This window comes from Salinivibrio socompensis S35 (assembly GCF_000513715.1).
In the GTDB taxonomy this organism is placed as follows: domain Bacteria; phylum Pseudomonadota; class Gammaproteobacteria; order Enterobacterales; family Vibrionaceae; genus Salinivibrio; species Salinivibrio socompensis.
The window spans coordinates 17,839-43,497 of the sequence record NZ_AQOD01000030.1 but is presented as its reverse complement, the minus strand read 5'-3'; the positions used below and the strand labels follow the sequence as shown (position 1 = coordinate 43,497).

Genomic DNA, 25,659 nt, shown 5'->3' with positions numbered 1-25,659 from the left:
TCACTGGCGTTTACTATAATGTGGCTGCCGATGTATTGCTGAATAAAATGTGTACAGCAAAGATCAACACGCCCTAGCGTGTCCCGCTTTTTTTAGGCTGTTTTCTTTATTTCTTTATTTCTTTATTTCTTTAGGCACGCTCTGGCGTAGACGTCGTCGCTGTTGCCTCTTTTTGCGGTTGAGCGGCCTGGTGTGGCTCTACCTTGTCGACAAACCAACCGAAGTAGCTGGTGACGATGGTGACGGCAATACACACAAAACTTAACCACATAAAGGGCGCATAAGACAAGGTCGCGACACCAAGGATACTGGCCATATAAATACCGTTATCACTCCACGGCACCATGCCGGAGGTTAACGTGCCACCAAATTCAGCGTTACGAGACAGGTTCTTGCGTTGATAGCCGAGTCTGTCATAGTTTTTAGCACAGATTTTGGGGGTTAAGATCAGTGACACATACATGGCCGAGCCAAAAACGTTCCCCATAAAGGCGGTGCCGATGGTGGAGGTCGCCAAGCTACCCGCACTGTTAACACGACGCTCAAACAAGCTGGCAATGGTGTGCAAGACGCCCACTTTTTCGAGCAAGCCACCAAAGCCCAGACCAAAGACAATCACAGCAACGGAACCGAGCATCGAGGACATGCCACCGCGGTTGAGGATTGCATCGATAAAATCGACGCCGGATGAGATAGAAAATGGTGCCCAGGCAGTATTAATGGCGTTCACGGGCGTCATATCTTGCAGCATCACAGCCCAAACCACACCCAGCAATGAACCAAAACTAATCACCGGGAAAGACGGTAAGCGCATCGCCAGCAGCGCGAGGACAATCAGCACCGGCACAAAGGATAGCGGAGAGATCACAAACTGATCTTGCATCGCTTGCTTCACCATCTCTACCTGGCTCATATCGACATTACCCGCATAGTGCCAGCCAATTAGCGTAAACAAAATACCGGTAATGATGTAGCTGATCAGGGCAATCGGCAGCATGCCTTTAATGTGCTCAACGATTTCGACCCCAGACATTGATGAGGCAAGGATCACTGAATCAGACAATGGCGACATTTTATCACCAAAGTAGCACCCAGAAAGAACAGCACCTGCTGTCATCGGGGCTGGGATCCCAAGGCCTTGACCAATCCCCATCATGGCAATACCCGCGGTACCGGCTGCGCCCCAAGAGGTGCCCGTCGCTAAAGCGGTTAACGAGCAAATCAACATGGTCGCTAAAAGGAAGATAGAAGGATGGATAGCTTTGAGACCATAGTAAATGATGGTGGGGACGATCCCGCCCGCAATCCAAGTGCCTACCAATGCGCCAACGGATAAGAGAATCAAAACGGCACCCAACCCGTTTGAGATCCCTTTCGTCGCCGCGCTTTCAAGATCTTTGTATTGATGGCCCAGTTTTAGCCCCAATCCCATAATCACAAACCAGCCGATAAATAAGGCCAGTTGAATGGGGAGGTCTAATTTGGCAGTAAACGAAAACGCGAGCGCCAAAAAGGCGCCAAGTGCCAATACCACCTGAATGATGGACGGTAATCGAGCTTGCTGTGTTGTCATAACTTAACCTTCTTCACGTCGCTTGCTGGGTAACCTGTCGCTTGCGGGTTACCGATAGCGCTGAGCGAGTCAATATCATTATCGGAAGGTGGATCGTCTGTGATTGCGCGACTACTCCCTGCGCGATTTAGCGATGCCTCAAGCAACAACCAAACTCACATCACTGTCCTTGTTTCAGTATCCTTTGTTCCATTTGTGAGGGGACATACTCTAGCTAACAGAGCAAAGCGATGGGAAACATTTTTGTCGCTAATGTGAGTCGTGCGCGAATTAGGTTACATTCTGACACGATTGATTAATATATCGTGACGTAAAGGTTATCAAACCATTTTAACATAGTGTTTATTATGTATTTTTGCGCTTGTTTTTTAGGCGCTTGTGCGTTAATTCAAGTTAGACAAGGGTGACGGAAACTTGAAGAAGAGGTCATTTACTAAGCAGGCAGAGCCGTTAACCTGACGACCGTGGTAAGACGTGTTAGTATCAAAAACGTTTTTTCACTGACTGTCAGGCGACAACATTCTGTTGCTAAGACGGTCACACAACATGGAGTGTGAAAATTATGATGCGAGTAGGTTTAGTTGGCTGGCGCGGCATGGTGGGATCGGTGCTGATGCAGCGCATGGTAGAAGAAAAAGACTTCGACCATATCGAACCTGTGTTTTTTAGCACCTCACAAGTCGGGATTGCGGCGCCGAATTACGGCAAAGATGCAGGCATGTTGCAAGATGCCTATGACATTGAAACGCTCAAAACCCTCGATGCTATTATCACCTGCCAAGGCGGCGATTACACCAACGATGTGTACGCAAAGTTGCGTCAAGCCGGTTGGAAAGGCTATTGGATTGATGCAGCGTCATCATTACGAATGGCAGATGATAGTATCATCACCTTGGATCCGATTAACTTCAAACACATCCAAGCGGGGATCCATAACGATACGCGCACGTTTGTAGGCGGTAACTGTACCGTGAGTTTGATGCTGATGGGCTTGGGCGGTTTGTATCAAAACGGCCTGGTCGAGTGGATGACCGCGCAAACCTATCAAGCCGCGTCTGGTTCAGGTGCGAAGCATATGCGTGAGCTGATCAGCCAAATGGGTGTCATCAATGATGCGGTGAATACTGACTTGGCAAGCCCAGCCACATCTATTCTAGACATTGACCGTAAAGTGGCTCAAACCTTGCGCTCGGGCGATTTTCCGAGCGAGCAGTTTGGTGCGCCACTCGCGGGCTCATTGATCCCTTGGATTGATGTCAAGCGCGACAACGGCCAAAGCAAGGAAGAGTGGAAGGCATCGGTTGAAACCAACAAGATCCTTGGGCTGGAGAACAACCCGATTCCAATCGACGGAACTTGCGTCCGTGTTGGGGCCATGCGTTGTCACAGCCAGGCGCTGACGATTAAGCTGAAAAAAGCGGTGCCGATGGATGAAATTGAAGACATGATTGCATCACATAACGATTGGGTGAGTGTTGTCCCCAATGAGCGTGATGTGACCATGACCGATCTGAGCCCGGCGAAAGTCACAGGCACCATGTCTGTCCCCGTGGGCCGTCTACGTAAACTGGCAATGGGGGATGATTTCCTGAATGCCTTTACCGTGGGTGATCAGCTGTTATGGGGGGCGGCAGAACCGCTACGCCGCACGCTGCGGATTATCTTGTCGGAAAAAGAACAAGACTAATTAACTTGGATTCTAATTAACTTGGATTCATCAAGTTACGTTAAGCCGTCAACCTAGTTGGCGGCTTTTTTATATCGAGTGCTTTTTTATATCGAGTGCTTTGTGTCGCCTCAGCATGCGTATCAGAGACAAACAAAAAAGGAGGCGATAGACGCCTCCTTTGCTGTACGCTTTTATAGGTTGTAAACCGACTTAGCCTGCGAAGTTTTTCGCAACGAAGTCCCAGTTAACCAGTTTCCAGAATGCAGCGAGGTAATCTGGGCGTACGTTACGATAATCGATGTAGTACGCATGTTCCCAAACGTCGACAGTCAACAATGGCGTTTCACCATCGTGAGTCACTGGCGTTTCCGCATTGGAAGTGTTCACGATCGCAACCGATCCATCTGCTTTTTTCACCAGCCAAGTCCAGCCTGAGCCGAAGTTAGTGACTGCCGCATTGGTGAACTGAGTCTTAAACTCGTCAAATGAACCAAATGCTTTGGTGATCGCATCTGCAACGTCGCCTGTTGGCTCACCGCCACCATTTGGCTCAGGCAGTGCCAGTAGAAGGTGTGATTCCACACTTGGGCAGCATTATTGAACACGCCACCTGACGAGGTCTTGATAATGTCTTCGAGTGATTTACCTTCGAAATCTGTGCCTTCAATCAAACCGTTCAACTTCACGACATAGGTGTTGTGGTGCTTGTCGTAGTGATAGTCGAGCGTTTCTTTTGAGATATGTGGTTCGAGTGCGTCTTTTGCGAACGGTAGTTCAGGTAGTTGGAATGACATTGCTATTATCTCCGTTTTTATTGTGGGAGTGCTTCCTGTAGTCCATCGCCGGTGCGGTAATCTGCCGTTTATGATGCGTTGGCACATGAACGGACAAGCACCTAAACATCCGGTGTGGCTACTATTTTCGTTTTGCTAGGTCTAGTTTAGCAAGTTTTTACTTTATTAAAAGGATCGCAGTAAAATTTTCATGCCTAATCCCACAAAACATTTAGGCATTTTTTTCCAGCCGGTTAACCAGTAGAATCAAACTAAGATTCACAGACAGTGTTCGAGGAAGCAATGGAAACAATTGACAAAATTAAGCAGCAAATCGAAGAAAATGCGATTCTGCTATACATGAAAGGGTCGCCAAAACTACCAAGCTGTGGTTTTTCGTCACAAACCTCGCAAGCGCTGATGTCTTGTGGCGAGAAGTTTGCTTACGTGGATGTGTTGCAAAACCCAGATATTCGCGCAGAGCTACCTGTTTACGCACAATGGCCAACATTTCCACAACTGTGGGTTGATGGTGAACTCGTTGGCGGATGTGACATTATCTTGGAAATGTTCCAAAAAGGTGAGTTACAGCCACTGATTAAAGAAGCGGCCGAGCGCCGTGATGCGAGCGAAAACGAGTAATCGATCGCGCATTTTTTCGTAAACTAGGGTGACGCGAAAATAGCGGTGTCGTGTAAAAAAGCCACGTGAGAGAACGTGGCTTTTTTTCATGGCGGATGCACAGCGTTTACGCGTAAAGATCAAGCCCTAGAGCATCATCGCCGCTAACCAGCCGAACGCAATGAGTGGCAGGTTATAGTGGATAAAAGTTGGCACCACGGTATCCCAAATATGTTCGTGTTGGCCATCGGCGTTCAGGCCTGATGTGGGACCCAAGGTTGAATCCGAGGCGGGAGAGCCGGCATCACCCAAGGCGGCAGCCGTTCCCACCAAGGCAATGGTGCCATCGGCGAGAAGCCAAACGCCAATGAGAGCGGCACATAAATGGTGGCGATAATCGGAATAGTTGAGAACGATGAACCAATTCCCATGGTGACTAGCAAACCGACAATCAACATCAGAAACGCCGCGAGAGGCTTGTTATCACCAATGGAGCCCGATAGCGAGGCGACCAACGACTCTACGCCACCTGTTGCTTTCATCACTGCGGCAAACCCAGCGGCGGTAATCATAATAAAGCCGATCATCGCCATCATGTGTACCCCTTTAGTAAACACATCTTGAGTGTCTTTCCAGCGGATCACACCGCCAAAGGTAAACACCATAAAGCCAGCCAATCCGCCTACAATCATCGAGCCTGCCATCAGCTGTACGCTTAACGCGGCGACAATCGCGATGCCGGCCACCCATAGATTACGGGGGCTAATGGCGTGGTTTTCCGGCTCGGCAGTGAGCACGTCCCCTTCACTGTATTGGCGTGGCTGGCGGTAGCTGATAAAGGTCGCGATCAACAAACCAACCACCATCCCGCTGCCGGTAATAACATGGCGGTTGGCACCTGGCTGGCGACCACGTTTAAGCCGTTATCATTGAGGTTTTTCAGCAGGATATTGTTCAAAAAGATGCCGCCAAAGCCGACCGGTAACACCATATACGGCATAATCAAACCAAAGGTCAGCACACAGGCGACTAGGCGACGATCGAGCTTTAAGCGTTGGAACACATGCAATAAAGGGGGGATCACAATCGGGATAAAAGCAATGTGAACCGGAATCGCGTTTTGCGACGAAATCGCCAAAAGACCCAACAATACCAACACCACATATTTAAAGGCCGCTGTATTGGCATCGGTGGGGCGCGCGTTAAGCTTGCGGATCACCGAATGCGCCAGCACATCGGTGATCCCAGAACCGCTAATCGCGACCGCAAAGGTACCGAGCATGGCGTAACTGAGGGCAATGGTGGCACCGCCGCCCAGCCCGCCTTCAAAGGCACTGATGGTCTCAGAAATACTGAGCCCACCGACCAGGCCTCCAAGGACAGCACTAAAAGTGAGTGCGACGACGACATTCACACGCATAAGGGCCAGTGCCAGCATGACACAGACTGAAATGACTACCGGTTCATGGAAACGTTCCTGTTATAAGGGTTATCACTGCAGCGTCGCCGCAGGGGTTATCTATGGTTTTGTAATTAAGCTACCCAGTTTGCGCAAATTTTCGCTGTGTCGAGGGGAAATCGGTTTTTTTAGTTACTTTCTTTCATGCTTGTCGGTCTTGCTGAAAGCCGCGACGAGTAAAGTAGGCAAAAAGGGGCACTGGAAATGCGGGTGGTGTAACGGATAGGGGAAAGCAATCGCAGACTACACGCATGCACGCCGTGAACCCATCCCTGGGGCTCCGCCGCGCCATCCTTGGCGCATAGGGCCTGCTTAGCAGCCAGCAATCGCTGCTAATGGTGAAAATCAGCCTCTAGATCAAAAAAAGCCGGCCTTAATTGGCCGGCTGATTGGGTTATGGCTAAGCCGCAGAGATTAGAACAAGTAGTTCAGCTGCAAACCGTAGATGTAAGCATCACCACCGGCTGAGAACGCAAATCCATCTTCGGTACCGTCGACTTGATCACCGTCAAGGAAGGCAAAGCCGGCATCCACAGAGAGGTTTTCATTGGCGGTATAAGTCGTGCCTAAGCTCCACCATTGACGATCAGAATCCGGAATGCTTAGCGTACGGTCTTTCGCATCAACCGGGCTTTCATCATAGGCATAACCGGCACGGAACGCCCAGTGTCGATCCATGGTATAAGTAGCACCGAGCGCATAACGCCAGCTATTGTTCCAGTTTTCGTCTTTTTGTAAACATACGCCGTTATTGCATTGCTTACTGGTTGCTTTGAGCTCTTTGAACGTGTCCCAACCAATGTGCATCGCGCTATAGTGTAAAGCGATTTGTTGATTCAGTTGGTGGAAACCCGAGAACTCAATAATCTCAGGAAGACTTAGCTTTAACTCACCGTCAACGGTTTGGTTTGTTGATGAGAGCCCTTGATAATCGCCATCCAGCGTTACATCTGTTTGTGAACGGTAAGAAAGGCCAAGACGGTTATCCTCGTCTATTTCCCAGAGCGCTCCTAAGTTCCAGCCAAAGCCCCAGCCATCGCCTTTAAGGTGAGCCACGCGATCCGAAGGTGCACTTGTCCCTGGAAGTTGCGCTGTTCCAGCTCCAGCCCCAGCAAAACGGTTCAATTCAGCATCGGCATAGATCGCACTGATACCTGCACCGATACTCCATTGATCATTGAGTTTATAAGCGATGTTAGGGTTGAAATTCATGGTGACCAGAGAGGTATCACCCGCGCCAACGCCCGCCGCAAAGTCTTTAGAGTATTCGGTAGATAAACCGAAATTAGAGAAGGCTGAAAAGCCACTGCCAACCGATCATCAATCGGTTGGATCAAATGGAAATTAGGGACATATTCGGTGGGAGCGAGATCTTTTTCTTCTGTTGATAAGCCCAAAGCCTCTAACTGAGATTTTGGAACAGCACCGTTACTGGCACTTTCAACATCTGCATGCACTTCTGGGTCAATAATGGTTAAGCCGCCCGAGAACGCGGTGGTGTTAAAACGGGTTAGGGCAGCGGCGTTGCGTGCGCCGACGGCGGCATTATCTGCGATAGCGGCTTCACCGGCAAAAGCACGCCCCAAACCGGATACCGAGGTTTCTGATACTTGAAAGCCGGCACTGTGTGCTTGCACGGCTAACAAAGATAAACTGGTTGCCACTAGCGATTTCTTAAATAGTGATGACATAACGCGCCTCACTCCTATGTTAATTAAGCTTCTTGTTCTTTGGGGCCGCCGCTTCAAAGCCCATCTTACGTGGGCGAGAGAAGTGGTCGGATGTTCTACAGGTTTAATAGTGGCACCTGTTTCGCATTTGTTAAAGGTAGGTTTTAAAGGAGACAATGCAGGGTGTTATCTGCTTAGGTGATATATGTTTCTATTGATTGTTTTAAGCAAATACTCTAGCGAGCCAAATAGGCACATCAGTCCCTCTTTGGCGCCATATTAATTGATGAATCTTCTGACTTGCCTGTTTAATCGTGGTTAATATTCGGGTTACGTCGAGGTAAAAATAAGATCGTAAAAATGTGACAACAAACAAGTTGTTAACAATTAAAGCGTGCGTTTATTGTGGGTCGTCCACGCATGTTGAGCGAAAAACGGCGAGAACACGCCGGTTATGGCACCCTGATGAATGCCATAATCGGAAAGAAACAATCAAACGGAAAAGCGTGGGAGGCTTACGCGCTCGGATTTGATTCGGGCGTCTCTTCCTGTGCATCAGGCGCAGAGGGCAAAGGCCAGCCGCCTAGGCGCTTCCAACGATTAACAATTTCGCAAAACAGCTCGGCGGTACGCTCGGTATCGTAAAGGGCGCTATGAGCTTCTTTGTTATCAAAAGCAATATCAGCGGTTTTGCAAGCTTTGGCTAGCACGGTTTGCCCGAGTGCTAAGCCGCTTAGGGCGGCTGTATCAAAGGTGGCAAAAGGGTGGAAGGGGTTACGCTTTAGCTTCGCGCGTTCAGCAGCGGCCATCACAAAGCTGTGATCAAAATTGGCATTGTGCGCGACCATAATGGTGCGCTGACATTCTGCCGCTTTTTGCTCTTTACGGATCAGCTTAAAGATTTCCCGCAAGGCTTCGCCCTCATCCACTGCACCACGCAGGGGGCTGTAGGGGTCACGAATGCCGGTAAACTCAAGGGCCGCTGGCTCTAGGTTAGCGCCTTCGAAAGGCGTGACATGAAAGTGCAGCTTTTTGTCTGGCGATAGCCAGCCTTGCTCGTCCATTTTTAGGGTCACCGCGCAAATTTCGAGTAATGCGTCGGTATTGGCGTTGAACCCGGCTGTCTCCACATCAACAACAACGGGAAAGTAGCCACGGAATCGGGCCTTAAGGCTGTTTAGATCGCTTTCTTGGCTCATGCAATGTCACTTTACTAAGAATAATCAGAGCGAGATTATCGCAAATCCGCACGATAAGCTAAAGTCACCATCTTGCCCGTCGATACCTTTATAGTTACTCTTATTGGTTAAACCGTCTCTCGCGGCTCGCCTCCTCTTTGGGTATACAAAGATGCAAACCCAACGATCATAAAGCCTGTGTAGAGAATCATGCGAAGTTCGGAGTCCAGAATGGCGTCTCGCCTTTTTAAGCCATGCCTGATACACACCCTGTTGCCGGGCGCGCTGGCCCTCACCGTGGGGCTTTTTAGCGCGGGTAATGTTTACGCAAATACGCTTTATGCAAACAAGCAATATGTGGCATCGCTTGGCGAATCAAACTGGACGGTGACCATCGATACGCCAATCGAATGCCGTTTACAGCATACGATTCCCGGGTATGGCCTTGCGTCTTTTACCTCACGTGCCAGTAAAGACATGAATTTAGATTTCTCGTTGGAGATGCAACGTCCTATGGGAGAGACGGCGCCGGTGTCGTTGCTATCCATGCCGGCCGATTGGATGCCCGGTGAACCGGCCCGATATATGGACCAGCTTAAGTTTTTCCAACAGTTTGATGGTTATGTCGGCGGTCAAACCGCGTGGTCGATGTTAAGCGAATTGGAAGAAGGTCGTTTTCCTACCTTTAGTTTTCAAGATTGGCGACGCCAACAGCGTCAGGTTGATGTGGCATTGTCTGCGGTAGCGTTTGGCGCACCGTACCAAGAATTTAGCCGCTGCTTAAACACCTTATTACCTTACGCGTTTGAGGACATTTCCTTTACCGTGTTGCGCTATCAAGACAATAGCGATGAGCTCACTAAAGCGAGCCGCCAACGCTTAACCCAAATTGCGGAATTTGTGCGCTATAGCGATGATATTGATTTGATCCTGGTCGCCACCTATTCCGATGCACGCGGTACGCGCGCTGCTAATCAACAAATGTCGGAGCGACGGGCTAAGAAGTTACGTGACTATTTTACGTCTTTGGGCTTGCCTGAGGACAGGATCACGGTTGAAGCCTATGGCGAGCGCCGACCGGTCGCCGATAACGAAGACCCTATTGGCCGGAGTAAAAACCGTCGTGTGGTGATCTCGCTAGGCAGGACCTTGCTCTAAAGCACAGCCAACACTCAGCGCTAGACGCTTAGCGAGGGATGATAAACGTAGAGCAACCCTTGGCATTGAGCGCCAGTGATAAAAAAGACAGAAACAAAAAACCCTGCCTTTAAAGCAGGGCTTTGTCGTCTTGGCTTTGTCGCCATCATCAAGGTTGCCTTGTTAAGCGTGTGACCTTCATGAGCAGGTGTCAGTTAACCGTTTAAGCCAGCAGACGCGCTCTTGTTTTGAATCAGCTCCAGTTTATAACCGTCAGGGTCAGTCACAAACGCAATCTCGGTGCTACCCCCTTTTACTGGGCCTGGTTCGCGAGTGATGTTACCGCCGGCTTGACGAATGGCCTCACAGGTGGCGTAAACATCATCGACACCAATGGCAATATGGCCAAAGGCGTTGCCGTGATCGTATTCCGATTCGCCCCAGTTATAGGTTAATTCGATCACCGCACCGTCAGACTCGTCGCTGTAGCCCACAAAGGCCAAGCTGTATTTGTATTGCTCGTTTTCATTGGTGCGTAATAAACGCATACCCATTACGTCGGTGTAAAACTTCACCGCGCGATCCAAATCACCGACACGGATCATGGTGTGTAGAATTCTGCCGTTAGACATGACGTTGCTCCTTTATTTCTTGCCAGTGCTCGCCTTAAATCGCGTTAGCTGTCTGGATAGACTTTATCTTTATATTCACATAAATCTTCAATGATGCAACTGCCACAGCGAGGTTTGCGTGCCAGGCAGGTATAGCGTCCATGCAAAATAAGCCAATGGTGCACATCGACCTTAAACGCTTTAGGAACCACTTTATTCAGTTTTTCTTCTACGTCATTGACGTTTTTGCCCATCGCGAACTTGGTGCGATTTGAGACGCGGAAAATATGCGTATCCACGGCGATGGTGGGCCAACCAAATGCAGTGTTAAGCACGACATTGGCGGTTTTTCGCCCCACACCGGGTAAGGCTTCTAGCGCTTCGCGGTTCTCTGGCACCTCACCACCGTGCTGTTCGATCAGCGCACGACAGGTTTTAATCACGTTTTCCGCTTTGGAATTAAACAAGCCGATGTTTTTGATATACGACTTCACACCGTCAACGCCTAATGCCAGCAGCCCGTCGGGCGTATTGGCGACAGGATAAAGCTTGTCAGTGGCTTTATTGACACTCACATCGGTAGCTTGCGCAGACAGTAACACTGCAATCAACAACTCGAAAGGGGTAGACCAATGAAGCTCTGTTTGCGGCGTTGGATTGTTATCTCGCAGCCGCTCCAAAATCTGTTGTCGTTTTTCTTTATTCATTTACCTATCCTGCCGTGTCACTGATTGCCGGTGATCCGCGCACGTTCAATCACTGGTTTTTCGTCGGATTCTGTCTTTCTCGCAAGATGGGTATCAATGATATTTTTAAGGGCGATCAAAAACCCCACCGCTAAAAACGCCCCGGGTGGCAATATCGCCAATAAGAATTTGGTGTCGAATTGGAAAATTTCAATCCGTAGCACCGAGGCCCAATCACCGAGTAATAGATCGGCGCCATCAAACAAGGTGCCGTTGCCAATAATTTCTCGAATTGCGCCGAGTATCACCAGTGCAGCGGTCATGCCCGTTCCCATCCAAAAACCGTCACTAACGGATAAACCAACCGGATTTTTAGAGGCAAAGGCTTCTGCGCGGCCGATAATAATACAGTTGGTGACAATCAAGGGGATAAAGATCCCGAGCGATTGATAAAGGCCGTAAGCATACGCATTCATCACCAATTGCACACAGGTAACCAGTGAAGCAATCACCATCACGAAAATGGGGATTCGCACTTCTTTAGGCACCCATTCTCGGATCACAGACACAATTAAGTTAGAGCCTACTAGCACAGCTAGGGTCGCAATGCCTAGGCCTAGCGCATTGGTGACGGTGGCAGAAACGGCAAGCAGTGGACACAACCCCAGCAGCTGAACAAACGCGGGGTTGTTACTCCATAAGCCATTTTTCATCAGCTCCTTGTGAGCACTATTCATGACGTACCTCCGCAATTAGCAGGTTGGTTAACCAAAGCGGCTTGTTGTTGGCTCACAAACCAAGCGGCTTTTTTTACCGCGGTGACCACCGCTCGGGGCGTGATAGTGGCGCCGGTAAACTGATCAAACTGACCCCCGTCTTTTTTGACTGCCCAGCGTTTATTTTCTTTACTGGTGACGGTTTTGCCGCTAAAGCTACGTATCCAGTCCGAGACACGCAAGCTCACTTTGTCACCCAGTCCAGGAGTTTCGTTGTGCTCGAGAACGCGTACGCCCAGTACTTGATGACTGGTGGCATCCATCCCGATCAACACTTTAATGGCACCATTGTAGCCATTGGGCGCGATGGTTTGAATGGCGACGGTAGTGACTTCGCCGTTTAGGTCCCTACATAAAAAGGCTGCGCCTCGTCGGTGCCGAGTGCGTCTGAGTTTGTCACCAGGCGGCAGCTGCGGTGAAGCGCGTTATCATGCCGCGCTTTTGGGATCACCTGGTTGAGCGCTTTGGATAACTGAATTTGTTGCTGCTCTTTAATCGTGTCTTCCGTAAGCGCATTGGTAACCGCCACTAATGCGGTGGATAAGAGAGCCGCAACCGCCAAAATGCCCCCATGTTTTCGTATTGTTTCAATCATGACTGTGACTTCTTCTCTGCCCGCTTATTGGCATGGCCGTAAGTTCTCGGTTTGGTGTAGTAATCAATCAAAGGCACGCATAAGTTAGCGATAATCACTGCAAACGCGACACCGTCGGGGTAGCCACCCCAAGTACGGATCAAGTACACCAACATCCCAATGAGGCCGCCGAACCACAAGCGCCCTTTGTCCGTCGTGGAAGCGGAGACCGGATCGGTGGCGATGAAAAATGCCCCCAGCATGGTCGCGCCAGACAGTAAATGAATCAGCGGTGACGCTAACTGATCAGGGGCAATCAAGTGGCCCAATAGTGAGCAGACCAACAAGGCGGCGAGAACCGCAACTGGAATATGCCAGTTGATCACACCGCGTTGAATCAACACCAAACCACCGAGTAGGTACAGCGTATTCACCCAGGCCCAGCCTTTGCCACCAACGGCAGAAAAGACAGGCTGTTGCAAGGCTTCACTAACGGTTTGCCCACCGGCTAATGCGGTTTTTATGGTGTCCAGTGGCGTGGCCATGGTCGCACCATCGACGGTCATCCGGAGTTGGTTGACACTAAAGCCGTCCAACGTGTAGCCACTGAAAATTGCTGTTAAGGTGTCACTGAAGGTTAATGCATGGGTGGCGAGGCTTTCGGGCGGCAGCCAGGTGGTCATTTGTACTGGAAATGCGATCAACAAGACCACATAGCCGACCATGGCGGGGTTAAACAGGTTTTGTCCCAGTCCACCATAGATATGCTTGGCAACAATAATCGAGAACGCGGTACCAATCACGATCACCCACCAAGGTGCCATGGGGGGAATCGCGACAGCCAAAAGGAACGCCGTTAGTAGTGCGCTGTTATCACGCAAATAAGCCATCACCGGACGGCGACGTAATCGCATCACCAGGGCTTCTGTTGTCCAGGCCGTGAAAACGGCGAGTGTTAACTGGATCAATACGCCCCAACCAAAGAAATACCACTGCGCCGCGAGCCCTGGTAATGCGCACAGGAGAACGGTCAGCATAATATAGCTGGTGGAGCGCTTATTGTGGGCGTGTGGTGAACTTGCAATGAAAAACGCCACGTTGGTTATTCCTTATTATCTTGTTTTTGTTGAGCGGCTTTGCGCGCTTTGGCACGGGCAACCGCAGCGGCGACAGCGGCTTTTTTGTCGCTGGCCGGGTCATCCGCAGACGCGTTGCTTGTTGATGCAGGTGGCATCTCGGCACCAGATGCCGGTTCAGTCTTGGCATCGTCTTGCTGCGCGGCTTTACGCGCCTTAGCACGGGCAACCGCAGCGGCGACAGCGGCTTTTTTGTCGCTGGCAGGGTCATCCGTAGACGCGTTGCTTGTTGATGCAGGTGGTGTCTCGGCATCGGATGCCGGTTCAGTCTTGGCATCGTCTTGCTGCGCGGCTTTACGCGCTTTGGCACGGGCGACGGCAGCCGCTACGGCGGCTTTTTTGTCGCTGGCCTCGGCAGTGTCTGACGTTTCGTTGGCTGTTGCTGTTTGGCTTTCAGCCGGAGCCGATGAATCAGAGCTTGATTCGCCTTGCTGCGCGGCTTTACGGGCCTTAGCACGGGCAATGGCAGCGGCTACGGCGTCTTTTTTATCATCTTGGCTGTCAGTGTTTTCTGATGCCGCCTTGGACGCTGTAGCTTGCGCCGGTTTCTGTGCCTCTTTCGCCGCTTTGCGCGCTCGGGCTTGCTGTTTGCGTTCTTCACGCAACTTCATCATTTCACTGTTATCTGGCTCATCACTGCCGGTTTTCGCCGCCTCGGCTTGCTTGGCTTTTGCGCGTGCAATTGCCGCGGCGACTGCGGGTTTCACGTCCTTATCCGCCGATTGCGCCGCTTTTTTCGCCTTCACCCGCTCAACTGCCGCATTTAACGCATCGCCAGAGCCGGCATTTTGTTGTGCCGTTTGTTTGCGACGTTCTGCCGCTTTGCGGTGTTTTTCTTCTCGCTCTTGCTTTTCTCGTTCCATCCGCGCCTTTTTGGCTTCAAAGCGTTGGCGCGCCCGTTCGGCCGCCTCTTTTTCTGCTTCAATCTCGCGGATTTCGGCTTTAGCTTGACGGTAATATTGAACCAGCGGAATCTCGCTGGGGCAGACATAAGCACAGGCGCCACACTCGATACAATCGAATAGATCGTAATCTTGGCACTTGTCATAATCTTGATCTTTGGCGTACCACTGCAGCTGCTGCGGGAGAAGATGCGCGGGGCATACATCGGCACAGGCACTGCAACGAATACAGGCCATTTCTTGCTTTGCAGGCGCAATTTCTTTACGCGTCGGTACCAATACACAGTTAGTGGTCTTGGTAATCGGCACTTGCGCATGGGGAACGGTAAAGCCCATCATCGGGCCGCCAATAATGACCCGCGGCTGTTTTTTATCCGCTTTATAACCGTGTTGCGATAATAATTCGCCAATCGGCGTGCCCAACAGTGCCCAGCGGTTTTGTTGGGTTTTGAGCGTTTTTCCGGTCAGGGTTACCACGCGCTTAATAAGCGGTTCACCGTCTAGCACGGCGCGTTTAATCGCATACGTGGTACCAATATTCTGCATCAACACGCCGATGCTAGCTGGAAAGGCTTTGGCCGGTACCTCTTTTCCCGTGATCAGTTGGATGTAGCTGTTTTTCACCCCCTGATGGATATTTAGTCGGCACCACTTGAATGAGGATGTCATCCTCAACGGCGGCGTTTAACGCAGCAATCGCCTCGGGCTTGTTATCTTCAATACCAATCACCGCCAGTTTTGGCTTAACAATGTGGTTGAGAATTTGGATGCCCGCGACGATTTCATCGGCGCAATCTTGCATCAAGCGATCGTCGGCGGTGATATAAGGCTCACACTCGGCGGCGTTGATGATCAGTATCTCGGTTCGTGCCAGGCCAGTTTGTAGTTTGCGGGCGGTAGGGAAACCGGCTCCCCCCATTCCCGCAATGCCCATGGCGCGAATGTGATCAATCAGGCGTTCAGGTGTTTGGGTGAGATACTCAGTAAAGGCCGGTTTTGCGCCCCAATTATCGTTACCGTCAGGTTGAATCACCACACAACGATCGGATAATCCCGAAGGATGGGCGATGGTTCTATCTTCAATTGCAATCACGGTGCCTGAAGTGGGGGCATGCACTGGCACACATTGTTGAATGTCGGTTTCAGTAATTGCTTGCCCGGCAAAGACCTGATCGCCTTGGCTGATGAGTAGCTTTCCTTTACTGCCAATATGTTGTTTTAAAGGAATAACCAGTTCAGTCGGCAGTATACGCTCGAGAATCGCGCCTTGGTTGGACTGGGTTTTGTGCTCGGGGGGATGAATGCCACCGTGAAAATCCCAGATCTGACCGTGTTTAATTTGCTCAATGAGGCTTTCCATCAGGCGCGTGCCCCCTGATTGTCGGTTATGTTCACTACCGGAATTTGGTCGAGCTGCCACTTCCAGGTTTCTGGCGTGTCTTGGACGGGGATCATCTCAATGCAATCGGTCGGGCAAGGCGCGACACAGAGATCGCACCCCGTGCAATCTTGTTCAATCACGGTATGCATGGCTTTGGTGCTGCCGACAATCGCATCGACAGGACACGCTTGAATGCACTTGGTGCAGCCAATGCAGTCTTCTTCGTGAATAAAGGCAACCGTTTTGATGCTTTTTTCTTCATCATGCGCCAATTCTGTTGCCTCAACGCCCATCAGGTTGGCGAGGTTCTCGATGGTTTGTTGCCCGCCAGGGGGGCATTTATTGATTTCATCGCCATTGGCAATCGCTTCGGCATACGGTCGACAGCCAGGGTAACCACATTGGCCACATTGCGTTTGTGGCAGGATGGCATCAATTTGATCGACAATGGGGTCGGCCTCGACTTTAAAGCGGATCGAGGCAAAGCCCAAAATTGCACCGAAAATGGCGGCGAGGGCAGCGATAACAACCACTGCAATCACTATTCCACTCATGATAAGGTCACCAATCCAGTAAAGCCCATAAAGGCGAGCGACATTAATCCTGCGGTGATCATGGCAACTGATGCGCCTTTAAATGGAGCCGGTACGTCAGCCGCCGCAATACGCTCACGCATCGCGGCAAACAGAATCAACACCAACGAGAAACCACAAGCCGCACCAAAACCATAGATGATGGATTCAATAAAGCTGTGTTGCTGTTTAACGTTGAGCAGGGCAACACCCAACACCGCACAGTTTGAGGTGATCAGTGGCAAAAATACGCCCAACAACCGATGTAGCGTGGGGCTGGTTTTATGCACCACCATCTCGGTGAATTGCACGACCACGGCAATGACCAGGATAAAACTCAGCGTGCGCAGGTATCCAAGATCTAATGGAATGAGAATATAGGTTTCAACCAGATACGAGCTCACCGACGCCAGGGTCAGCACAAACGTGGTCGCTAGGCCCATGCCAATCGCTGTCTCTAGTTTTTTTGATACGCCCATAAATGGACACAGGCCTAAAAACTCCACCAGAACGAAGTTATTGACCAATACCGTGCCCACTAATAGCAACAAATACTCAACCATGCTATTTAATCATTTAGTGTTTTTGTGATCTGCCTATTATCGACCTTTGAAGCGGCTATAACAACCGCCTTCAAGCAGGGTTTTTGCCTGACTCGCTGTAAGCGATCAGTGACGCTTGATTTGCAACCTGCTTGATTTGCTAATGCCTAATAAAGAGTAGTGGCAGAAGAGAGGGGACGATCAATATAAAAATGCGAGGCCGATTCAGCGAGCATTCGGGAGCAAGGCCGACAACTCAGTCAGCTTCGACAGAATAAAGATTGAGATAAGGGAAAGAAAAAGAATAACGTTGAATTAAGAAGATGGCTCCCCCCTGCGGGATTAAACGGGGACGCCCAGTCCTGCGACATAATCTGCGTAGCAGATCAAACAATGACTTGGAAAGAATAACGTTGAATTAAGAAGATGGCTCCCCCTGCGGGATTCGAACCTGCGACATACGGATTAACAGTCCGCCGTTCTACCAACTGAACTAAGGGGGAATAGATTTGCTATTGTGATCTTTGTGTTTTCAAGGATTGGCTCCCCCAACTGGACTCGAACCAGTGACATACGGATTAACAGTCCGCCGTTCTACCAACTGAACTATAGGGGAATCGCCTTGAGAACGAGGCGAATAGTAACGATCACCTCAAAAGGTGTCAACTCATCAACGCCAAGAAAATCTATCTTTTCAACTGACTGCTGAAAAGCTAGCCGCTATCGCTGATAAAAACATCAGGGTGGTGCTCGATTGAACAATGGCACGTACTTGGACTTGACTTTTATTCATCCAGTGAGGCAAGGGGTTTCAGTGGTTACCCACAGATTCTGTGGATAACCGTGTGCGTGAATCTTGATAAACGCGCTATATGACTGATTTTATGCGAACAACTACTGATGGGAAAACGGTTGCATATTTTTTAGTAGGCTGATTTTTATGGTTTTTTTTAACGTGGTTGTGCGCGAGTGCCATTGTGATGAAAGTTCAATATTATGCACAGATTATTTTTCCATCAGCCGCTGAGTATCGGGGATAAATACAGTGGTGATCATTGAATGTTGCGAATTTTTGGGGAGAAGGGGAATAAGGGTTCCAAAAGCGGACCAATAGACTACCTAGGACCGATTTTCAGATCAAGAACCCCATGCGAAAAAGATCGTATTTTACTATCAACTAGTAAGTACTCAGGCAACCAGTAAGCAGTCAGAGTCGTTGACTCCGCTAGTTGAGTCAGGACAATAAGATCACTTGGTCAGACGACCCAATAGGACCGCTTCATGAGTAAAACGTTTTCGCTGCATTCTGCTTTTCAACCATCGGGCGATCAGCCTGAAGCTATAAGTCAATTATGTGAGGGTCTCGATGCGGGGCTCGCTCACCAAACCTTATTGGGGGTAACGGGCTCAGGTAAAACATTCACAATGGCCAATGTGATTGCGGAACTGAACCGACCGACCATGATATTGGCGCCGAATAAAACCCTGGCGGCTCAGCTTTATGGTGAAATGCGTGAGTTTTTTCCTGACAACGCGGTGGAGTATTTCGTTTCGTATTACGATTACTACCAGCCAGAAGCTTATGTTCCCTCAACAGACACCTTTATCGAAAAAGACGCGTCAATCAATGATCAGGTCGAACAAATGCGGCTGTCGGCGACCAAGGCCTTAATGGAGCGGCGTGATGTCGTCATTGTGGCCTCGGTATCGGCGATTTACGGCTTGGGTGATCCCGATGCGTATTTGAAAATGATGTTACACATCCGACGCGGTGATTTGCTGGATCAACGGACGATTTTACAGCGTCTCGCGGAACTACAATATACCCGCAATGATATGGCATTTGAACGCGGTACATTCCGAGTTCGCGGGGAAGTAATTGATATTTTCCCCGCCGAGTCAGATAAAGATGCTATCAGGGTTGAGCTTTTCGATGACGAAGTTGAAACCATTAGCGTTTTTGACCCACTGACTGGTCAAGTCAGCGTTAAAGATATGCCGCGTTGTACGATTTACCCCAAAACGCACTATGTCACCCCGCGAGAGCGTATCTTGGAAGCGGTTGAACAGATAAAAGTGGAACTTGCCGATCGCAAAAAAACGCTGCTTGAAAATAACAAGCTGTTGGAAGAGCAACGGATAACACAGCGCACGCAGTTTGATATCGAGATGATGAATGAGCTGGGTTATTGTTCGGGGATCGAGAACTACTCACGCTACTTGAGTGGTCGTGCTCAAGGTGAGCCGCCGCCAACATTATTTGACTATTTGCCCGCCGATGGCTTGTTGATTATCGATGAATCTCACGTGACGGTGTCTCAGATTGGTGCCATGTACAAAGGTGATCGATCACGTAAAGAAACGCTGGTCGATTACGGGTTTCGCTTACCGTCGGCGTTGGATAACCGGCCACTGAAGTTTGATGAGTTTGAAGCACTCGCCCCACAAACGGTTTATGTCTCGGCGACGCCGGGCAATTATGAGCAAGAGAAATCAGGGTCAGACATCATCGATCAAGTGGTGCGACCGACGGGGCTTATTGACCCTGAAATTGAAGTGCGCCCGGTTGCGACGCAGGTTGATGATTTACTCTCAGAAGTCCGCGCCCGCCGAGAACTGGATGAGCGGGTACTTGTGACCACATTGACCAAACGCATGGCGGAAGACTTAACCGAATACATGCAAGAACATGGTGTGCGTGTGCGGTATCTGCATTCTGATATTGATACGGTTGAACGCATGGAGATTATTCGCGATCTTCGACTTGGCGAATTTGATGTTTTGGTGGGGATTAACTTGCTGCGAGAGGGGCTTGATATGCCAGAAGTTTCCCTAGTGGCGATTTTAGATGCAGATAAAGAAGGCTTCTTACGCTCTGAGCGCTCGTTGATTCAAACCATTGGCCGTGCTGCACGTAACCTGCGCGGTAAGGCGATTTTATATGGTGATCGGATCACCAAATCGATGAAACGTGCGATTGATGAAACCGACCGGCGTCGCGTCAAGCAAGTGGCTTACAACGAAGAACATGGCATCACGCCGCAAAAACTGAACAAAAAAGTGATGGACGTGATGGAAATTGGCACCGGAAAACGGAGCAAGGCGAGTCGATCATCTGCGAAATCGCTACGTGCCGTTGCAGAGCCAGATGCGGATTATGCCTTTAAACCCCCGCAAGCGATTGATGCAGAAATCAAGAAGCTTGAAAGTCAAATGTTTGAAGCCGCACAAAACCTTGAATTTGAAACGGCAGCACAATTGCGCGATCAGCTACAAGCGTTGCGAGAGCAGTTTATTGCCAACAGCTAGATAAAAAAAGCAAACCTAAAAGTCAGGTTGGCTACAGTGTTTCAGTGAGTAATAACTCACAAACAACGTCAGTTGGCTAGGTGACCCCTCAGGGTCACTAACTAGAATGCATTTGGCGTGCCAAAAATTAAAAAGACGATTACATCGACAAAACGTGTGGTTTTAACGGACGAGCAAGGATACAATGCGGGAAAATTGCATAATGCAACGCATTTCGCATACGCTCGTGCAACTAAGTCAATGAATATTATTAGGGTCTATGAAGACCACAGGCAGCGATGTGACTCTTGGAGGATAAATGCCAGCACTGTCACCCAATAAACGAATATTGATGGTGGAAGATACGGCGTCGGTCGCGGCGCTATATAGATCGTATTTAAACCCCTTGGATGTCGATGTCACCATTGTGGGCATGGGGCAGGATGCGCTGACTTTCTTTGAGCAAGAAGGCGATCAGCTCTCTTTGATTATCCTGGATCTGCGTCTTCCCGATATGTCGGGTATCGATGTGCTTGCGAAAATCCGTGCGGTCGCGCCAGACCTACCTGTCATTATTATGACCGCGCATGGTTCCATTGATGCGGCGGTTGACGCGATGCGCCATGGTGCCAATGACTTCTTAATCAAGCCTTGTGAAGCTGATCAATTGCGTGTCACGGTCAATAAATCGCTCAAGCCTAAGCCCAGCCATCAATCTAAAGCGAGCAAGCAAGACAGCGAATATCACGGTTTTATCGGCAGTAGCTTACCCATGCAGGCGGTTTATCGAGTGATTGAGTCGGCAGCGCCAAGCAAAGCCACAGTTTTTATCACTGGTGAAAGCGGCACCGGGAAAGAGGTCTGTGCCGAGGCCATTCATGCCGCGAGTACCCGCAGTACCAAGCCTATTATTGCACTAAACTGTGCCGCCATCCCTAAAGATCTGATTGAAAGTGAACTATTTGGTCATGTCAAAGGGGCCTTTACCGGGGCAGCGGCTGAGCGCCAAGGGGCGGCAGAAATGGCCGATGGCGGGACCCTCTTTTTGGATGAAATTTGCGAAATGGATATGGATTTGCAATCCAAATTGCTACGTTTCATTCAAACGGGGAGTTTTCAAAAAGTCGGCTCTTCGCAAGTTAAAACCGTAGACGTTCGATTTGTTTGTGCCACCAACCGGGATCCTTGGCTTCAGGTTCAGCAAGGGAAGTTTCGCGAAGACCTTTATTATCGCCTGCATGTGATCCCACTGGAGCTGCCGCCTTTAAGAGCGCGCGGTGAAGATGTGCTCACGATTGCCAATGCCCTGCTCGCTGTGTTTTCTGCCGAAGAAGGAAAAGACTTCTGTCGCTTTAGTGATGACGTTGCCGATCTGCTGCTAGATTACGACTGGCCGGGTAACGTGCGACAACTGCAAAACGTGTTGCGTAACATCGTTGTACTGCATAATGGCGAAGAAGTCAGCAAAGAAATGCTTCCTCCTCCTGTCAATCGCGTTTCTGGTGCCAAAATTGCATCAGAGCAGCATAACGCTGGGTCAGAAGTGGCGACGAGTACCTTTTCGTCGAGTAACTCGGTGACGCGAGAATCGTCAGATTCAACGCTATCATCATTGAGTAAAGCGGATATCGAACCTTTATGGAAAACCGAAAAGCGCGCCATTGAAGCGGCAATTGATGCGTGTAACGGCAATATCCCGCAAGCGGCGGGGTTACTTGAAGTCAGCCCTTCAACCTTGTACCGAAAACTACAAGCTTGGCAAAAAGCTGCGGCGAATGAATGATAGGAACGGAAGTATGGCCACCACAGTAAATACTGAAACATTACGTCGATTGGCGTTAGAAGTGGGAGAGGATACGGTGACCGTTTTGCTCACTGTATTCAGTGATGAGTTATCTCAGTATCACTCTCAACTGGCTGGCTCGCCATCAATTGAGCAAATCCGTGAAATCAGCCATGCGATTAAAAGCAGTGCGGCCAGTTTTGGTGCCGATGATTTAGCCGAAATGGCGCGCGAGTGCGAATCGCGTGTCAGACAAGGCCAGCGCGAGTGGATGTCGCATCATCTGGGTGAACTCACGGAAATGCTGCAAGGCACCGCCTCAACATACCGGGAGATGGCAGTCGAGCAGGATTTCATCAATAGCTTGACGTAGTTTGTCCCTATCGTGACGCCAATGATGATTTGAAGAGGCCAGCTCGGCCTCTTTTTGTTGGTAGCACGGATCAAGCTGGATCACGCGTTTCTCTCCCAGCACAACGTCAACCTTTTTGCCTCCCATTGCCCGTTCGCACCATGCCAACATGGTATCCAAAGACATCTCACCAGCAGGGCCGATTTCTTTACCTAAATTGCGGACAAAAACAATGCTCGCCTGGGTGTGTTTAAGCGCCCGTCCCAGTTCGGGAACCAGTAAAGGCGGCATCACACTGGTTAAAAAGCTGCCCGGACCGAGCAGTATCATGTCGGCACGAGTAATCGCATCCATCGCTTCACGTGTGGCCGGTACGGTTGGCGAGAGAAACAAACGTGTAGGCGGCGCAATGAGCTCATCAATGTGTGTTTCCCCCGAGACAGTCTTACCGTCGGCGGTCAATGCGGCTAATTCCGCCGGATGTTCAGACATGGGGAGTAGGTGCGGGCGCACATCTAATAGATCTCGAATCAGCTGTATCGCTTCGAGCGGCCTAACCGACAGATTATCTAATGCGGTGAGGATCAAATTGCCTAAGTTATGCCGTTAAGCTCACCTTTGCCTTTAAATCGGTATTCGAACAGCATGGAGCCGACTGACGGTTCGGTAATTAATTGATTCAAACAGTTACGAATATCACCCATGCAATGCCGCCCTGGCAAGCGCGAATACGACCGGTCGACCCGCCATTATCTGTGGTGGTGACAATGCCTGTTACGCGGTTTCCATGCTCACTTAACGCTGATAAGACTCGCCCTAGGCCATGCCCACCGCCAATGGCGACGATGTGCGTTGAAGCTGCAGCGGAGTCTGAGTTAGAAGATGTTTGATCCGCGCCAGCTTGATCTGAAGCGGCTTGACGGGAAGCAGATTGATGAGAAATAGCGGGATCAGACTGGGTTTGATGGCGCATTGCCGAAAGACCTAAACAGACAGAAAAATTTCGCTAATGTTACCTTAATCGTCCGAATGAAGAAGAAATGCTTGGTGCGAAAATGTGAGCGCGGGAAGAAAAGCATGATAAAAAGTGAAAAAATGGGATAACGCAGTGCATTATCCCTCACCCTAAAAAGACAGAAAAATGGGCGCAATGAGCAAGGCAACACAAAAAGAGAAGTGACCGCTAGTGAGGATCCTGCATCATACTCAGCAAGTAATCGCGTGTAGCGACACAAGAGTTATTGGCCATTAATGCTTGTTTTTCATCGGTTGGCAGTGGTAACAGCTCTAACCAACGTTGGCATAACCAAGTTAAATTGGAGAATTCTGCTTCTCGATGCATTTTTTGTAGCTCTGGGTAGCGCTCAAACATCGACTGCAAGCGCTCAACCAGTGGCTCGCTTTGCTTATCGACGTGGCAGTCAGGCCAACGAGGGAGCGGGCTCACGGTCGCGAATAACATCTCAGCATGCTGGTGGTTGAACGCTTGAACCGCAAAACGCGCGATGCCGCGAGCAGTGACGACCAAACACCCATCCTCTTGGCTGCGGGTATAATCTTCAATTTCGATAAAGGTCCCAATATTGGCATGCTGACGCTGAGCGTGGCTCTCAGCCATACATACACCTAAAGGCAGGCCATGCTTTAAGGCAAAAACCAGTGTATGCAATGCTTCCCCAGTCGGGATCCGGAGAGGGATACGCCCACCCGGTAAAATATGGCGATCGTTGAACAGAATCGGTGTTGATTGTCCCATGGTGCACCCCCTGGTGAGCAATGGTTTGGTCTAATAATCTAGATACTGCAAAAGGGGTGCCTACTTTTTAAAACGCAACTGTATTGGGGTGCTGGCACGTTTTGATGGCTTTAAGCCATGTTAGAGGCTGAACAAATCGCAATTTGCAACGCAAATCCGCTTCATTGCCCGCATTGTGCAATACGTATCCGCCAAAAAATCATCGCCGAGAGGAAAAAATTAACGTAACGAATGCGCACTCATCGCCCGCATAAAAAATAGCCTCCAACATGGGAGGCTATTAGATTGACGCATCGTCACTTCAACACTGCGTTAGCGATTAACCCGAGGTTTTTTTCCTTTATTCGGGTTGTAACCATGGCGAACGCGTGCGCACAGGGGGCGCGAGGTTGAACTTTGTGGTCTCATAATCTTGCTTGTCACTCTTTTGTCGGAAGAAAAATAGACGGTGAGCGGGAACACCTCACCGTCTGCTTATTATGATGGTACAGAGGATACCGAATAACAAGATTGCTTGGTTGAAAAGTGTTCAATATGGATATTTCGTCTAAAAAGCGAATTATTATCAGTTAATGTTCTTAAATTTGACCGGTTAGACGCCGACACCCGCTTTGGCTCTGTATCGCGGATCATGAGGTGGGTATAGATGCAATCGGTAACATGGCCATGTTTTGCTTTCTTGTCGCCTAAGGTGTAGCTTAAAAATTGCACAAGCGGTTTGTACCAAAGTAATCGAGCGACCTAGGTTGCATTTACTTTGCGTGACTGTGCCAAACACTGATCCGTTCAGGAGGACACAATGAAACACAAGCGCTATAGCAATAAGAAAATGAAAGAAATGTTAAACAATGTGATGCCAGAGATGGAGAAAGCCCGCGAGGAACACCATGCTCTCAACGATCAGGCGCATGATCGCTCTGCGGATGAAAGTCCAACATTTACCCCTGATGAAGTCAAAAAATAACTGGCATCACCCATAGCCAGCGTTTTCACGCTGGCTATATGTACTACGCTGGCTATACACGCAAAATTGGAATGTCCAAACGCCTCGCCAACCCCGCTAAAGTCAAAGCCTCAAGCCGCCCACCTCGCATTTGGCACGCGTGTAGTGGCCCAATAACACCTTGTGTATTTTGTGACCTTGATACCTATCTGACATTACACACTCGCATTTATGTTGAGTTTTTTTAACAAATAGCGTTTAGTGTCGGCGTTACAAT

16 protein-coding genes, 2 tRNA genes and 6 pseudogenes are annotated in these 25,659 nt (G+C 49.7%); 7 read left to right on the top strand and 17 right to left on the bottom strand.

Annotated features, from left to right (window positions below; genetic code table 11):
* Positions 1 to 130: 130 nt before the first annotated feature.
* The gene (gene nhaC, locus DZ54_RS0104525; RefSeq protein WP_025673231.1) at positions 131 to 1,573 is read right to left on the bottom strand and encodes a Na+/H+ antiporter NhaC; all 1,443 of its coding nucleotides are present in this window, start codon (positions 1,571 to 1,573) and stop codon (positions 131 to 133) included.
* 562 nt (positions 1,574 to 2,135) lie between these two features.
* Here nhaC and asd point away from each other — a divergent pair.
* Positions 2,136 to 3,260 carry an aspartate-semialdehyde dehydrogenase gene (asd, locus tag DZ54_RS0104520; RefSeq protein WP_037353558.1) on the top strand — a complete coding sequence of 375 codons (1,125 nt, stop codon included), beginning with the start codon at positions 2,136 to 2,138 and terminating at the stop codon, positions 3,258 to 3,260.
* A 192-nt stretch (positions 3,261 to 3,452) separates the two neighbouring features.
* Here the strand turns inward: asd and sodB are convergent.
* Positions 3,453 to 4,036: pseudogene (gene sodB / locus DZ54_RS19100) on the bottom strand (superoxide dismutase [Fe]).
* Between the two features lie 282 nt (positions 4,037 to 4,318).
* Here sodB and DZ54_RS0104510 point away from each other — a divergent pair.
* Positions 4,319 to 4,657, top strand: coding sequence for a Grx4 family monothiol glutaredoxin (locus DZ54_RS0104510; RefSeq protein ID WP_025673229.1), 339 nt, complete (start codon positions 4,319 to 4,321; stop codon positions 4,655 to 4,657).
* 126 nt (positions 4,658 to 4,783) lie between these two features.
* Here the strand turns inward: DZ54_RS0104510 and DZ54_RS19095 are convergent.
* The 3 genes and pseudogenes from DZ54_RS19095 to rnt form a co-directional block, all read right to left on the bottom strand.
* A pseudogene (locus DZ54_RS19095) lies at positions 4,784 to 6,074 on the bottom strand (Na+/H+ antiporter family protein).
* Positions 6,075 to 6,509: 435 nt separating this feature from the next.
* Positions 6,510 to 7,786, bottom strand: a pseudogene (locus DZ54_RS19090) (outer membrane protein transport protein).
* Positions 7,787 to 8,280: 494 nt separating this feature from the next.
* Positions 8,281 to 8,964 carry a ribonuclease T gene (rnt, locus tag DZ54_RS0104495; RefSeq protein WP_025673228.1) on the bottom strand — a complete coding sequence of 228 codons (684 nt, stop codon included), beginning with the start codon at positions 8,962 to 8,964 and terminating at the stop codon, positions 8,281 to 8,283.
* A 210-nt stretch (positions 8,965 to 9,174) separates the two neighbouring features.
* Here rnt and motY point away from each other — a divergent pair, with 210 nt between their 5' ends.
* Positions 9,175 to 10,101: a flagellar protein MotY gene (motY, locus tag DZ54_RS0104490; protein ID WP_025673227.1), complete on the top strand. Its 927-nt coding sequence runs from the start codon at positions 9,175 to 9,177 to the stop codon at positions 10,099 to 10,101.
* Positions 10,102 to 10,295: 194 nt separating this feature from the next.
* On the opposite strand, the gene gloA is transcribed toward motY, so the two are convergent.
* The 10 genes and pseudogenes from gloA to DZ54_RS0104435 all read right to left on the bottom strand — a co-directional run bounded on the left by gloA (position 10,296) and on the right by DZ54_RS0104435 (position 17,876).
* Positions 10,296 to 10,712 (bottom strand): lactoylglutathione lyase, encoded by a 417-nt coding sequence (gloA, locus tag DZ54_RS0104485; RefSeq protein ID WP_025673226.1) that lies wholly within the window; start codon positions 10,710 to 10,712, stop codon positions 10,296 to 10,298.
* Positions 10,713 to 10,756: 44 nt separating this feature from the next.
* A complete protein-coding gene (gene nth, locus DZ54_RS0104480) occupies positions 10,757 to 11,398 on the bottom strand; it encodes an endonuclease III (RefSeq protein ID WP_025673225.1) in 642 nt (213 codons plus the stop codon).
* Between the two features lie 17 nt (positions 11,399 to 11,415).
* Entirely contained in the window at positions 11,416 to 12,114 is a 699-nt protein-coding gene (locus DZ54_RS0104475) for an electron transport complex subunit E (RefSeq protein ID WP_025673224.1), read from the bottom strand.
* Positions 12,111 to 12,748: pseudogene (gene rsxG, locus DZ54_RS19085) on the bottom strand (electron transport complex subunit RsxG). Before rsxG ends, DZ54_RS0104475 begins: the two are co-directional and overlap by 4 nt.
* Positions 12,745 to 13,824, bottom strand: a complete 1,080-nt coding sequence (gene rsxD / locus DZ54_RS0104465; protein ID WP_025673223.1) for an electron transport complex subunit RsxD — start codon at positions 13,822 to 13,824, stop codon at positions 12,745 to 12,747. The pseudogene rsxG and the gene rsxD overlap by 4 nt, the downstream one beginning before the upstream one ends.
* A 5-nt stretch (positions 13,825 to 13,829) precedes the next feature.
* Positions 13,830 to 16,125, bottom strand: a pseudogene (rsxC, locus tag DZ54_RS19080) (electron transport complex subunit RsxC).
* Entirely contained in the window at positions 16,125 to 16,700 is a 576-nt protein-coding gene (gene rsxB / locus DZ54_RS19075) for an electron transport complex subunit RsxB (RefSeq protein ID WP_037353550.1), read from the bottom strand. Before rsxB ends, rsxC begins: the two are co-directional and overlap by 1 nt.
* On the bottom strand, positions 16,697 to 17,281 hold the full coding sequence (gene rsxA, locus DZ54_RS0104445) for an electron transport complex subunit RsxA (RefSeq protein WP_025673220.1): 585 nt from the start codon (positions 17,279 to 17,281) through the stop codon (positions 16,697 to 16,699). Before rsxA ends, rsxB begins: the two co-directional genes overlap by 4 nt.
* 406 nt (positions 17,282 to 17,687) lie before the next feature.
* Positions 17,688 to 17,763 (bottom strand) — tRNA-Asn (locus DZ54_RS0104440).
* A 37-nt stretch (positions 17,764 to 17,800) separates the two neighbouring features.
* Positions 17,801 to 17,876 (bottom strand) — tRNA-Asn (locus DZ54_RS0104435).
* Between the two features lie 665 nt (positions 17,877 to 18,541).
* Between DZ54_RS0104435 and uvrB the strand changes: the two genes are divergently transcribed.
* The 3 genes from uvrB to DZ54_RS0104420 all read left to right on the top strand — a co-directional run bounded on the left by uvrB (position 18,542) and on the right by DZ54_RS0104420 (position 22,704).
* Positions 18,542 to 20,569 (top strand): excinuclease ABC subunit UvrB, encoded by a 2,028-nt coding sequence (uvrB, locus tag DZ54_RS0104430; protein ID WP_025673219.1) that lies wholly within the window; start codon positions 18,542 to 18,544, stop codon positions 20,567 to 20,569.
* A gap of 298 nt (positions 20,570 to 20,867) precedes the next feature.
* Positions 20,868 to 22,331 carry a quorum-sensing sigma-54 dependent transcriptional regulator LuxO gene (luxO, locus tag DZ54_RS0104425; protein WP_025673218.1) on the top strand — a complete coding sequence of 488 codons (1,464 nt, stop codon included), beginning with the start codon at positions 20,868 to 20,870 and terminating at the stop codon, positions 22,329 to 22,331.
* Positions 22,332 to 22,344: 13 nt separating this feature from the next.
* Positions 22,345 to 22,704 carry an Hpt domain-containing protein gene (locus DZ54_RS0104420; RefSeq protein ID WP_025673217.1) on the top strand — a complete coding sequence of 120 codons (360 nt, stop codon included), beginning with the start codon at positions 22,345 to 22,347 and terminating at the stop codon, positions 22,702 to 22,704.
* On the opposite strand, the pseudogene yvcK reads toward DZ54_RS0104420, so the two are convergent.
* Positions 22,651 to 23,530 (bottom strand): annotated as a pseudogene (yvcK, locus tag DZ54_RS19070) (uridine diphosphate-N-acetylglucosamine-binding protein YvcK). The gene DZ54_RS0104420 and the pseudogene yvcK sit on opposite strands and share 54 nt — an antisense overlap.
* A 336-nt stretch (positions 23,531 to 23,866) precedes the next feature.
* Positions 23,867 to 24,439 carry an LON peptidase substrate-binding domain-containing protein gene (locus DZ54_RS0104410; protein WP_025673216.1) on the bottom strand — a complete coding sequence of 191 codons (573 nt, stop codon included), beginning with the start codon at positions 24,437 to 24,439 and terminating at the stop codon, positions 23,867 to 23,869.
* Between the two features lie 799 nt (positions 24,440 to 25,238).
* Between DZ54_RS0104410 and DZ54_RS25175 the strand changes: the two genes are divergently transcribed.
* Complete coding sequence (locus tag DZ54_RS25175; protein WP_164831554.1) at positions 25,239 to 25,403, top strand: hypothetical protein; 165 nt, start codon at positions 25,239 to 25,241, stop codon at positions 25,401 to 25,403.
* Positions 25,404 to 25,659: the final 256 nt, after the last annotated feature.

Excerpts from the sequence above, each read along its gene's own strand:
- nhaC (WP_025673231.1), bottom strand. The coding sequence starts at position 1,573 with ATGACAACACAGCAAGCTCGATTACCGTCCATCATTCAGGTGGTATTG.
- asd (WP_037353558.1), top strand. The coding sequence starts at position 2,136 with ATGATGCGAGTAGGTTTAGTTGGCTGGCGCGGCATGGTGGGATCGGTG.
- DZ54_RS0104510 (WP_025673229.1), top strand. The coding sequence starts at position 4,319 with ATGGAAACAATTGACAAAATTAAGCAGCAAATCGAAGAAAATGCGATT.
- rnt (WP_025673228.1), bottom strand. The coding sequence starts at position 8,964 with ATGAGCCAAGAAAGCGATCTAAACAGCCTTAAGGCCCGATTCCGTGGC.
- motY (WP_025673227.1), top strand. The coding sequence starts at position 9,175 with ATGGCGTCTCGCCTTTTTAAGCCATGCCTGATACACACCCTGTTGCCG.
- gloA (WP_025673226.1), bottom strand. The coding sequence starts at position 10,712 with ATGTCTAACGGCAGAATTCTACACACCATGATCCGTGTCGGTGATTTG.
- nth (WP_025673225.1), bottom strand. The coding sequence starts at position 11,398 with ATGAATAAAGAAAAACGACAACAGATTTTGGAGCGGCTGCGAGATAAC.
- DZ54_RS0104475 (WP_025673224.1), bottom strand. The coding sequence starts at position 12,114 with ATGAATAGTGCTCACAAGGAGCTGATGAAAAATGGCTTATGGAGTAAC.
- rsxB (WP_037353550.1), bottom strand. The coding sequence starts at position 16,700 with ATGAGTGGAATAGTGATTGCAGTGGTTGTTATCGCTGCCCTCGCCGCC.
- rsxA (WP_025673220.1), bottom strand. The coding sequence starts at position 17,281 with ATGGTTGAGTATTTGTTGCTATTAGTGGGCACGGTATTGGTCAATAAC.
- uvrB (WP_025673219.1), top strand. The coding sequence starts at position 18,542 with ATGAGTAAAACGTTTTCGCTGCATTCTGCTTTTCAACCATCGGGCGAT.
- luxO (WP_025673218.1), top strand. The coding sequence starts at position 20,868 with ATGCCAGCACTGTCACCCAATAAACGAATATTGATGGTGGAAGATACG.
- DZ54_RS0104420 (WP_025673217.1), top strand. The coding sequence starts at position 22,345 with ATGGCCACCACAGTAAATACTGAAACATTACGTCGATTGGCGTTAGAA.
- DZ54_RS0104410 (WP_025673216.1), bottom strand. The coding sequence starts at position 24,439 with ATGGGACAATCAACACCGATTCTGTTCAACGATCGCCATATTTTACCG.
- DZ54_RS25175 (WP_164831554.1), top strand. The coding sequence starts at position 25,239 with ATGAAACACAAGCGCTATAGCAATAAGAAAATGAAAGAAATGTTAAAC.